Genomic DNA, 2,449 nt, shown 5'->3' on the forward strand with positions numbered 1-2,449 from the left:
TCTCGTAGGTCGTCCAGTCTGTAGAGGATGGCTTCAGCCTCGACCGCGCACTTGATCATGAGGGCGTTTAGAAGCTCTCTGTCTGTCATGTGGGTGAGTAGAGTTCCGTTCATGTGTGGTCCTTATTGGTAGATAGCGACTGGAAACTTGGCGTTAGGGTTAACGGCCTTGATGGCTCGTTTGCTCTTGTATTGGGCCAGTCTGGATAGGTTGCTGATCGGGCCGTGATAAGGGGCTATGGCAAGCTTTAAGCTCTTATTCCGTGTTTCGTTGTGGGGCTTGGGGGCGCTAAACATTGTCGGGTCCTGTTCGTTATTCAGTACGAGAAAAAGTTTAGCTGTATGAACAATTGTGGTCAACATAAATGTTCGTAGATAAGAACATTTTTTTCGATGGGCACAAAAAAACCTGCTTACGCAGGCTTATAACTGGTGTGCTTGGTTAGCCTTTGGGCTTGGTGTTGTTTATGAGCGATATTTGCTTAGGTGCAATTTTGGGGGTAATTATTCTGCAACAATACCTTGCGTGGCCCAGAGGTTCTTTGTGTCGCTACACTAATGCTACTGAGTACCAAATAATTCGCCCAAGTACGCGCACATTTTTTAGGTTTTCACCAACAATAATTTCATCAGGATAGTCGGAGCTGTTGTAGCACTTGAGTCTCAACCCTCCACCTGGAACTCGAAATACTAACCGGACTATTAGCATTCCGTTGTGGTCAATTCCGTAAAGCTTGCCGTCTCTTATTGACGTCTCACCTGCATCAATAATTGCGGTGCTGCCATCTGGTAGAACTGGCTCCATGCTGGGGCCGTTCACAGTTAAGCACGCAGCGCTTTTTGAGTCTGCTCCCATATGCTCTAGCAAGGGAACTGAAAAGCGCAGCTTAGCTCCATTGTTATCTATTTTGACAACGCTGCCGTTACCGTTAGACAACTTAACTTCGGTATAAAAAGGCAACTCTATTTCATCCTCCTTTAATGGGTCTCCTTCCTCCCACACCTCAACCTTGCCCATCCATGTGGCGTTGCTTTCAGGCTTCTGTCTTTCCTTCCCGGAAAGCAGCCAATCAGGATCGCACTCAAGCGCCTGGCTTAATGCGATTAGGTTTTGTCCGCTTGGTTTGCTGACGCCATTAACCCATTGGCTGACGGTCCCTCTTGAGACCCCCATTAGTTTTGAGATTTGTACAGCTTTGAGGCCGACGGCCTGCATGCGCTGTTTGATGCGGTTTGAAGTATCCATAGGTTTAGTATGCTAAACATTTTTATGTTCTTAGTCCTTGACTGTTAATGTTTAGCGAACTAAATTAGTTCTAAACTAAGAACATAAGGATGTCAAACATGAAAAAGACAGAGGCAGTCCAATTTTTTGGAAGCCAACAAGCGCTAGCAGACGTGTTAAAGCTTCATAAGTCAGCCATTTCTCAATGGGGTGAGATTATCCCGGAACTTCGTGCGCTTCAGCTTGAAAACATTACCGGAGGGAAACTCAAAGCATGCAGACCCTATATTTCGAAACGACGCGGTCAGTCTAAGTGTGGCTGCAGGAAAGAGTCATGAAACAGCAATCACGCCTAAAGCTGCTTATGTCCGCTGTTAATCGCTGGCTGGAACAACCCAAAGCGAGCAGGGCGATTATCTGTGGAGAAATCGTTCAAGCGGCTAACGACTGTGGGCTGTCCGAAATCCTTAAAAACGAAGGGATTACGTTCAACCAGTCGGATGACCTTTATAACGACCTCCGCGTCAACGCCCAAAAGATCTTCCGCTGGCTGGGTCAATACGACGGGATACACGCCTTCCTTGATAGGTTGTGGTGTCTAGAGCCCGCCATTGTTGCGGCCATGCCTGAAGCCTTGCGCCTGTCTTATCTGAATGACGTGTTCGGGGTTACCGGGGTTGTGGTGTGTAGTCGGCAAGTGAGTTGCGAGCACATCGACGCCACCCGCATGGCGGCCTGTCTCACCAAAGAACAGATGGAAGCCCAGGTGTCCGTCATTGAGCTGGGCATACACCCGGACCTCGAATCCGCCCGTCGCGCCTATCAGGAAGTGTCCGAAGCGGTCGCCACTGGGGCGGCTGTTCTGGGCGAGCTGGAAAGAACCTACCCCGAGCTGAACTATAAGGGCGCTGCAATGGCTGCCCGTTCTCACGCAGTTATCAACTAGGAGGTTGATAGATGGAAGCACAAGCCAACGTTGTGGCTTTTCCCAGTCCGCACGCTATTGGAATAGTTAAGGCGGACATCGAAAACGGATATACCCGCATGGCGAACGACCTTGTCGATGCGCTGGCTCTCGTCGAGCTTAGCGGCAGGCAATACCGTGTGTTCATGGCGATCATTCGCAAGACCTATGGATACAACAAAAAATCCGACTGGATGGCCGCCGAGCAGATTCAGAAGGCTATGGGTTACACAGGCGACATTACACACATTCGCGCAGACC

Annotated in this window: 4 protein-coding genes; 3 read left to right on the forward strand and 1 reads right to left on the reverse strand. The window is 49.3% G+C overall.

All coding sequences use genetic code 11. The annotated features are described in order from the left end of the window. Positions 1 to 549: 549 nt before the first annotated feature. Complete coding sequence (locus KP814_RS32305) at positions 550 to 1,245, reverse strand: S24 family peptidase (protein WP_216740637.1); 696 nt, start codon at positions 1,243 to 1,245, stop codon at positions 550 to 552. A gap of 98 nt (positions 1,246 to 1,343) precedes the next feature. On the opposite strand from KP814_RS32305, the gene KP814_RS33570 reads away from it, so the two are divergent. From KP814_RS33570 to KP814_RS32320, 3 genes are all read left to right on the forward strand, one after another. Continuing rightward, positions 1,344 to 1,562 (forward strand): Cro/CI family transcriptional regulator, encoded by a 219-nt coding sequence (locus KP814_RS33570; RefSeq protein ID WP_216740638.1) that lies wholly within the window; start codon positions 1,344 to 1,346, stop codon positions 1,560 to 1,562. Next, complete coding sequence (locus KP814_RS32315) at positions 1,559 to 2,170, forward strand: hypothetical protein (RefSeq protein ID WP_216740639.1); 612 nt, start codon at positions 1,559 to 1,561, stop codon at positions 2,168 to 2,170. Before KP814_RS33570 ends, KP814_RS32315 begins: the two co-directional genes overlap by 4 nt. Positions 2,171 to 2,181: 11 nt before the next feature. Continuing rightward, on the forward strand, positions 2,182 to 2,449 hold a 268-nt coding region (locus KP814_RS32320; protein ID WP_216740640.1), incomplete at its 3' end, for a replication protein.

This window comes from Hahella sp. HN01, from assembly GCF_018986435.1.
GTDB lineage: Bacteria > Pseudomonadota > Gammaproteobacteria > Pseudomonadales > Oleiphilaceae > Hahella.

Coding starts and splice junctions, on each gene's coding strand:
- KP814_RS32305 (WP_216740637.1), bottom strand. CDS start 1,245: ATGGATACTTCAAACCGCATCAAACAGCGCATGCAGGCCGTCGGCCTC.
- KP814_RS33570 (WP_216740638.1), top strand. CDS start 1,344: ATGAAAAAGACAGAGGCAGTCCAATTTTTTGGAAGCCAACAAGCGCTA.
- KP814_RS32315 (WP_216740639.1), top strand. CDS start 1,559: ATGAAACAGCAATCACGCCTAAAGCTGCTTATGTCCGCTGTTAATCGC.